Source organism: Nibrella saemangeumensis, assembly GCF_039541915.1.
Lineage (GTDB): Bacteria > Bacteroidota > Bacteroidia > Cytophagales > Spirosomataceae > Nibrella > Nibrella saemangeumensis.
In genome coordinates this window covers 364892-373496 of sequence record NZ_BAABHD010000032.1, presented here as the reverse complement: position 1 = coordinate 373496, position 8605 = coordinate 364892, and the positions used below count along the sequence as shown (strand labels likewise).

The following is an 8605-nucleotide window of genomic DNA, read 5'->3' as shown; positions in this document are numbered from 1 at the left end:
AATCAGTCAAGTCGGAGGGGTACATCTTTGGTCGGATTAACCCTCAAGATAGGCTGATTTCCGCTTTTTCTAACCCCAGCGCTCCATTTTTAAACACGTTCTAAAACATAGAGTTCTAAGCCAGTAAAGATAAGGTAAATTGGAATAACCTATATAAGCGACTTGGTTTTCTCCCGCACCAATTCAAACCCAAGTTCCTCAAGTTTAATTGAATACTCAGTGCTTTTGTTAAAATTGGCTGTGATTATAAATAATCTGTCAGCCAATATAGTGTACTCGTTTTTCGACCCAAATGACTTTGCACTAACTTCATTTTTATTCAACATTAAAAAGATAATAAGGTCATCAACCTGAATCTAGGTACAGAAGCAAAAATCTGCCTAATAATGTGAGTCCTGTCGCCTGGAAACTGCCCCACGCGAAGCGGACAACAACGTGTAGGTCGCTAAACTACTTCTTTTCTGGTGGTAAGAAAAGTATACGAAGGTTATACAACATAGCAACAGACTTGTTACCTTTTTGAGCGGGTTGCCATCGAGGCATAGCTTTTACTAACCGAACAGCTTCTTCATCACAACCATTACCGATGCCTTTAATCGGTTTAACCTGGGTTATATTCCCAGTTTTGTCAATAGTTAATTCAACGAAAACGGAACCTTTGACATTATTTTGGATAGCTTCATTAGGATAGCGAAGGCTGTCTTGCAAAAAGGTGTACAAAGCCATTTCGCCACCTGGAAAACTGGCCGATTTGTCAACATCGTATTCTTTGTAAACCTGCCCACTTGCAGAGAAAGCGAGCGTTGTAGAAGCAAATATTAATAAAAGTTTTTTCATAGAATATGTCTGTAGTGACTCACTTTGTATTGAAATGTAAACTTATTGTAATGTTCCTCTTGTTGGACACAACCCGGAAATAGAGACTCAATAGCTCGCCTTGCGGGGCCTCTGGCTTGTCAGCCGGAATCTGCCCCGTACGCCCAAAGCCGCCATACTGGGGCGTTTGCTCTGTCGCACGGAGCCGGAAAAGCAAGCGACTTTTGGAATCGCACCCAACGCCCGCAGGTGCTGATGGCTGGCTCACAAACCAGACTAAACTGCTATACTTTCAGCCTTTACACACCTGTCGGGTTGGGCTGTCCGCTGTCCTGCGGGGGCGTGCTGCCTGTCGACTGGTAAGCTGCACAGGTGGAGCTAATCCAATACAAATGCAGTCGATTTCAACCCACTGCCCAGCCGGTCAGGCTCACCAGGACGTTTGACTTGTCGCAGGCGAGTTAAACGTGGAAGCTCAAGAGTTTCCCTCTTGAGACGTACAACTTCCCCGTGACTCTGGGAAACCCGTTGTTTTTCTCTGGTGTTTAACCCAACCACTATGAAGCTCTTTGAATTAATAATGGTGGGTTCTGAACTATGTTAAACACTTTTATATATTCATCGATTTGACTTTTATGTTCCTCATAAACTTTCCAATACTCTAACTTCACCTGCTTAATCTTTTCATCTTTGTGCTCAATTGAACTTAAAGCATATTCATTAGAATATCTCATATTAAAATCCCAAAAATCTTTTGGGATAAGAGTATTTACGGTATCTTTAGGTGAGGTAAAAATCGTCTGAATCGAACTCAGGCTATTGTTGAGTTCTTCTAATAGACGTTCTTTGAAATAATAGCGGTTATCAGGTCTTCTTGTTGACCATAATCTTGAAGTAATTAAAGTCCTGAATATTTCAGCTTCTTTTAAATTCTCAAAACACATTTCTTCCATTAGAAAGCTTCTCTCAAAAGTATCAATTGAATCATTAGCAAAATCTATATCTCTAGATTTAAACCAAAAATTATAATTATATATTAGATAGTAATTATGATGTAATTCATTGCCTATTTGTAAGGCGGATGCAAATCTTAACTTTAATTTATCTCTAAGTGCAATGAACAACTTATTGTCTAGTTTATTTGGCCAATACTTATAAAATTCTCGATAATTCTCAAGCGGAATATTTATCAAATCACCAATTAAACTAATCTGCTCAAAAGATAAAGAGAAATGCCTTGGCAAATTCTCATAGTACAACTTATCGTAAAAATCAAGTCTCTCTCTAAGCTCTGATTCACTATTTATAAAGTCTAAAACCAAAGAATAGTCTTCCACAAGACTAGAGGGTTCATTCCAGTCTCCTTGTGCTACTTTAGCCAAAATCAAGTATTTTTTTTTGTTCCATAAATCTTTCTACCTACCGATACTTTTCCGTTGTCGCTAAAATATGAGGAAAATAATCACTTTTTACCATCCACCCAACATGATATTGTACGCAACTTCGTATAACCATAAGATACTGTTAGTAAGCTGGTTATAGATTCTAAAACACAAAATTTAGACTTCAATGCGTTTCCATTCTTCAACATTAAGATAGCGATGGCCAGCGTCTTACGAAATACCAATAGAATTCAAATGTAAATAGAAAAAGCTCCGATCGATAAGCAGCGGAGCTTTTTCATGAAAATTTATTGATATATACGTAACCACGTATCCTCTATGCCTGTAAACCGCTAGAAGATACCAAAACCCGGCTTGTGCTGCGGTGGCTGATACTTTCGTCATGCGCGTCACAGACGCGAACCTCGCCCGTCTCGCGTTATAAACGCGGACGAGCAGCGAGCCGCGTGTCTCCTATGGGTTTGCACTAGCGCGTATACCGCCCAAAACAAAAAAGCCCCGGCGGGTGCCGGGGCCTGGTGACCCATAGGGGAATCGAACCCCTGTTTCATCCGTGAAAGGGACGTGTCCTAACCGCTAGACGAATGGGCCCTTTTTTGGAGTGTGCAGTAGGCAGAAAACTTTGCTACAAATAGTTGGCTGCCTACTGCACACCGCCAACTATTTTGGTGACCCATAGGGGAATCGAACCCCTGTTTCATCCGTGAAAGGGACGTGTCCTAACCGCTAGACGAATGGGCCCTTTAATTCCGGTTATGACCGTTTTTTCAAACGTGGTGCAAAGGTACAGTGATTTTCCTCAAATGCAAATACCTCCCTAAAAAAACTGCGTTAATGAGCCTTAAAAACTGCTTTTGTACTATTTTTGACGAACTAAAACTGATTGACTGTTAACAGGTTCATATTAACCCCCTGCATGAAAAAAAACGCCTTGTTTTTTCTTTTTTCCTTCATCACCTGCTCTGCCTGGGCGCAGTCTGGACTGCCTTCACCGGCTCAGTTTTTAGGCTACCCCGTCGGCAGTAAATTCACTCCCCACTACCGGGTTATTGCCTATGCCGAGCACATAGCCCGGCAGGCTCCCAACCAGGTTAAGTTCCTCCCCTACGGCACCACGTTCGAAGGCCGGCCGCTGGTGGCGGTGGTCGTGGCTTCCGAAGCGAACCTGAGCCGCGTGGAGGAAATCCGGACCAACAACCTGAAACGCATCGGCCTCCTGGACGGGCAACCGACTACGACTCCGCAGCCGCCTATTGCCTGGTTGAGCTACAATGTTCACGGTAACGAGGCTGTCAGTTCCGAAGCGTTCATGGAGGTGCTGTACGGCCTCCTGCAAAGCAGCGATCCGGTAGCGCAGAAGATTCTCAAGAACACCGTGGTGATTCTGGATCCTGGCCTTAACCCCGACGGTCACGACCGCTACGTGAACTGGTACAACCAGATGGTGGGCCGCAATCCTAACCCTACGCCGTTTGCCCGTGAGCATCAGGAGCCCTGGCCGGGAGGGCGCTTCACCCATTACATCTTCGACCCGAACCGCGACTGGGCCTGGCAAACGCAGGAGGTTACCCAGCAGCGCATGGCGCTGTACCACCAGTGGATGCCCCAGTTGCACGGCGATTTTCACGAAATGGGCCCGGAGAGTCCGTACTATTTTGCGCCATCGGCCAAGCCCTTCCACGAAGACATAACGCCCTGGCAGCGTCAGTTTCAGGACATCATCGGCCAGTACAACACCCGGTATTTCGACCGCAACAACTGGCTCTATTACACGCGGGAACGCTTCGACCTGTTCTACCCCAGCTACGGCGATACCTGGCCCACCTACAACGGAGCTATAGGCATGACGTTTGAGCAGGGCGGTGGTGGCCGGGCCGGTCTGGCTCTCGAAAAAAACGATGGTGACACCCTGACGCTTCGTGAACGTATCGACCACCATGTAGCTGCCAGTATGGCTACCCTGGAATCCGTAGCCGACCGGCCCGATCAGGTCGTGAAAGAGTTTGTAAGCTACTTTGAAAAATCCCGCTCCAATCCAATCGGGGCGTATAAATCGTACGTAATCAAAGCCAACGGCGACGAGGGACGCATGAAGGCCCTGCGCCAGTTGCTCGACCGGAACCAGATCCGGTACGGCTACGCCGGCAAATCGGTAACGGCACCGGGCTTCAACTATGCCAGCCAGAAAAACGAGAAGAACATTTCGGTAGCGCCGGCAGACCTGGTCATCAGCGCCTACCAGCCCAAGTCTACCCTGCTCAAGATCCTGTTTGAGCCTACTTCCAAACTGGAGGATTCGGTGACGTACGACATTACCGCCTGGTCGATTCCCTATGCCTTTGGGGTAGGCACCTATGGTCTTACTTCCCGGATTGATCCGGTCGCTAACCCGCCCAAAGCGGCAGTTACCGTTACGCCTTCGGTGAGTAAGCCGTACGCCTACGTGGCCCGGTGGCAGTCATTGCCCTCGGTTCAGTTACTGGCGGGTTTACTAAAGCAGAAGGTGCGGGTACGGGCAGCCGAAAAAGAGTTTGAGGTAAACGGCCAAACCTACCCGTCCGGTTCGCTGATCATTACCCGATCCGGCAACGAACGGCTGGGCGACCGTCTGGATGCTATTGTACAACAGGCAGCAACGGAGGCCGGTATTAGGGCAACTCCTATTGCGTCCGGTTTTGTTACCAAAGGTTCCGATCTGGGCTCGGGCTCGGTCCTGTCGCTAAAGAGTCCCCGCGTGGGCGTGGTCGTGGGTGATGGCACCTCACCAACCGATGCCGGTGAAGTCTGGTATTACTTCGACCAGGAGCTGAATTACCCCGTAACGCTGATCGACGGCCAGACGCTGGCCAATGTCGACTGGCGCAAACTGGATGTCCTGATTCTGCCGTCGGGCAGCTACTCCCGCATTCTCACGGATCGCACGCTGACTTCCATTAAGGATTGGGTGCGTTCCGGCGGCAAGCTGATTGCCCTGGAGCGGGCGGCCGCATTCCTGGCCGGCAAGCCCGATTTTGCCCTGAAAGAAAAGGAAGATGCCGACGATAAGAGCAAAGGAAGACTGGCGGGTACGACCGGTCGAAAAACTAACCCAGCCGATAGCCTTAAACTCTACGGCGATCGGGAACGTAGCGCCATTTCCGACGAAACGCCAGGCAGCATCTACCGCTTAAACCTGGATACCACCCACCCACTCGCGTTTGGCCTGACCAACGGCTACTACGCCTTAATACAGGATGCCTACAATTTCGACTTCCTGAAGTCGGGCTGGAACGTGGGCTACCTGAAAGACGACAACTATGTAGCGGGATTTGCCGGCCGGAACGCGAAGGAAAAGCTGAAGAACACCCTGATTATGGGTGAACAGACACTAGGTCGGGGTTCCATTATCTACCTGGCTAATGATCCGCTCTTCCGGGGATTCTGGTACAATGGCAAGCTGCTGTTCGGTAATGCTGTATTTATGACGGGTAACCAATAGCCATTGGGCGCAGTAAACCTATCTTTTGCGCAATAAGCTAAGTCTGTTTGTATAGGGGAAAAGTGGGGCGGTTACTACCGCTCCGCTTTTTTTGTAAACCACCGTTAACCAACATACCCGTTGGCTCCATCCAGGGTGCATTGCTGCTCTATGGCATCAATGCCAGTTACTCAGCCGGCAGCAGCACCCGGAAACAGGCACCTTCCCCTTCCTTACCTTCCGCCCAGATTGTTCCCCCGTGATTTAGAACTACCTTTCTGGCCAGGGACAGACCGATGCCCGTACCCGAATACACTTTGCGGGTATGCAGCCGCTGGAACATGACAAAGATCTTTTCGGCATTTTCCTCTGAGAAGCCAATGCCATTGTCGGCTACCGTAATCTGCCAATACCGCCGGCGGCTATCCAGCCCATCCCGTCGGTTTATCTGCTCCCAGGAAAGGTCCTGACTGGAGATGGTTACCACCGGTGGCAGGTCGGGCTTAGCAAATTTCAGCGCGTTGTTGAGCAGGTTGTAAAATAACTGGTGCATCTGTTGAGGGGCAGCCTCAATCGTGGGCAACCACCCGATGGATAGCGTGGCCCCTTTTTCGGCTATCAGCAACTCCAGATCCTGCTCAACGGCTTTCAGGACATCGTTGAGGTTTACCCTCGTGAACGATTCGGCTTTGGCCAGGCTGGCATAGTCCAGAATATCCTTCAGGGCCGTGCTCATCCGCTGAGACGCATCAATAACCCGGTCCAGCCGGTGGCGGGATGCTTCAGTCAGTTGCTCAAAGCTATCGTCCTTTATCATCTCAGTAAACAGCATGATTTTACGGATAGGCTCCTTTAGATCATGGTGCGATACATAGGCAAACTGTTCGAGTTCTTTGTTTTTTTGTTCCAGCGCCCGCGTGCGCTCATCCACTTTTTGCTCCAGCAGAAGCATAGCCTGCTTTTCCTTGCTTCGCAGGGCTTCCTCCATTCGTTTTTCTTCGGTCGTGTCCCTGACTTCGATCACCGTGCCAATTGGCACTCCATTTTCCACAATGGGGCTGGCCGTGAAGGCTACGGGGTAGAAATGACCGTCTTTGTGAACGAAAACCTCCTCCCCTTTGGTTTGGGCTTTTGTCGGCAGGGCCCGGTCTATCAGGCAGTCTTCAATCGGAAAGTGGCTTCCATCCGGGTGGGTGTGATGAATGTAATAATGGAGCGGCTTGTCCCGTACTTCTTCCATCCTGAAACCAGTCATCTGTTCGGCCGCCGGGTTCATGTAGGTGCAAACCTGCTTTTCATTCATCAGCAATAAAGCCTGCTGCGTATTGTTGGTAATGGTATTGATCAGCGTATTCTGGCTGGCCAGCTTCTGTTCAGCTGCTTTTCGTTCGGTGGTATCCGAAATTGACCCGGCATAGCCCCCAAATTTACCACCCTCATTATAATAGGGACTGCCGTTGGATAAACACCAGCGGATTTCACCATTCTTTCGCCGGATGCGGAACTCCATTGCAAACAGCCGGCGGTTCTGAAAGTCCTGTTCAAACGTCTGCTGCGTCCGTTCTTTGTCTTCAGGCAGTACCGCGCTCAACCAACCCTCTCCCAGGTGTGATTTCATACTCCCACCTACCCAGTCTACCCAGGTTTGATTGATGTAGATGATTTGCCCATCGCGGTCGGTCATCCAAAGGGTTACCGGTGAAACACTGGTGATGATGTGGGCCAGCGATTCAGCGTTTTGCATAGCTTCTTTGGTACGATCTTGCCGCAGTGCTTCTCTGGAAACGGAAAGTACATGAGGTTTGTCTTTGTAAATAAATCGTATCCCTTTGAACTCCACCCAAATCAGACTGCCATCCTGCCTTATCCGCTCATGCACCCCGGCATATTCTCGCCCTGATAGAGCAATCTCCTTTAAAGCCTGAAAATCGGTTGGTGTTTTGAAAAACAGGCTGGCATTCAGTCCGATCAACTCCTCGTACTGGTAGCCGTATAGCTGACTGGCCGTTGGGTTGGCCTCCACAATGGTGCCATCTTCGTCGTAGATAATAGCCGAATCAGTGATGGCATTGAAGATGCTTTTGTACTGCTCCCGCTGTTCTTTCAGTTTTGCTTCACTAAATCGTTGTTGCTCAAACAACCGGGCGTTCGTAATCGCAATGGCAGCCTGCACGGCAATACCCTCCACCAATTTTTCCGATTCTTCCGTAAACTGACCGGGTTGTGGATGCCCAAAAAACAGGCCCCCAATGGCTTCTTTGGTAAACGGCGATACAACCGGCACGGCCAGATAGCTCCTTACGGGTAAATGGCCCCTGGGCATACCATGATGCGGGGGATTTTTTCCGTAGTGGGGCTGTTGGGTTACATCATCGTACCGCACCGTACCGGTGGCTGTAAACGTAGGCTCAAAAATCTTAGTATTGCGAGGCATGGGAAACTTGGAAAAAGCTTCCTTAGCTACGCCTGAAATGGTATAAAGTACAAAGGACTCACCATTTTGGTTGGTAACATTATAGAAGAAAGCCCCAAACTGAGCACCAGTCAGTTCGGTAGCAATATCGGTGACTTTTTGAACAACGTTTTGCAGCTCAATTTCGGAGGTAATTACTTTACTGGCTTCGTAAAGCAATTCAAATACGGTTTTCGTGCGCAAAGCAAACTATTTTTTTTAACGGCAAATATGGCTTTCGTATTGATGACAGCATTAAAACTTGAGACTAATCAGTATGAAACCGATTTTTCTGCAACCTTACTGAGTCAGGTCGCTGTACACCCAACAATCCCAATAAACCGAGAGGAAAGTCTTATACGTTATCGTTCGCGATACGCACCAGGTTTCCGTCTCCGGTCTTCGAACGTACGTTGTCTACTGGGCAAAGAAACGTTGTTTTGGAATCCATTCAGAAACGAAACGTATATTCTTATA

General features: G+C 48.5%; 4 protein-coding genes and 2 tRNA genes. 1 reads left to right on the top strand and 5 read right to left on the bottom strand.

All coding sequences use genetic code 11. From position 1 onward, the window contains the following. Positions 1 to 450: 450 nt before the first annotated feature. The 4 genes from ABD949_RS18165 to ABD949_RS18150 form a co-directional block, all read right to left on the bottom strand. Positions 451 to 837 (bottom strand): energy transducer TonB, encoded by a 387-nt coding sequence (locus ABD949_RS18165; RefSeq protein WP_345245539.1) that lies wholly within the window; start codon positions 835 to 837, stop codon positions 451 to 453. A gap of 536 nt (positions 838 to 1373) precedes the next feature. Then, entirely contained in the window at positions 1374 to 2198 is an 825-nt protein-coding gene (locus ABD949_RS18160; protein WP_345245537.1) for a hypothetical protein, read from the bottom strand. Between the two features lie 537 nt (positions 2199 to 2735). After that, positions 2736 to 2810, bottom strand: a tRNA-Glu gene (locus ABD949_RS18155). A gap of 75 nt (positions 2811 to 2885) precedes the next feature. Then, positions 2886 to 2960, bottom strand: a tRNA-Glu gene (locus ABD949_RS18150). Positions 2961 to 3135: 175 nt separating this feature from the next. Here ABD949_RS18150 and ABD949_RS18145 point away from each other — a divergent pair. Further along, positions 3136 to 5697 carry a M14 family metallopeptidase gene (locus tag ABD949_RS18145; protein WP_345245535.1) on the top strand — a complete coding sequence of 854 codons (2562 nt, stop codon included), beginning with the start codon at positions 3136 to 3138 and terminating at the stop codon, positions 5695 to 5697. 166 nt (positions 5698 to 5863) lie between these two features. On the opposite strand, the gene ABD949_RS18140 is transcribed toward ABD949_RS18145, so the two are convergent. Further along, positions 5864 to 8332 carry a GAF domain-containing sensor histidine kinase gene (locus ABD949_RS18140; RefSeq protein WP_345245533.1) on the bottom strand — a complete coding sequence of 823 codons (2469 nt, stop codon included), beginning with the start codon at positions 8330 to 8332 and terminating at the stop codon, positions 5864 to 5866. Between the last annotated feature and the right edge of the window lie 273 nt (positions 8333 to 8605).

Coding starts and splice junctions, on each gene's coding strand:
- ABD949_RS18165 (WP_345245539.1), bottom strand. CDS start 837: ATGAAAAAACTTTTATTAATATTTGCTTCTACAACGCTCGCTTTCTCT.
- ABD949_RS18145 (WP_345245535.1), top strand. CDS start 3,136: ATGAAAAAAAACGCCTTGTTTTTTCTTTTTTCCTTCATCACCTGCTCT.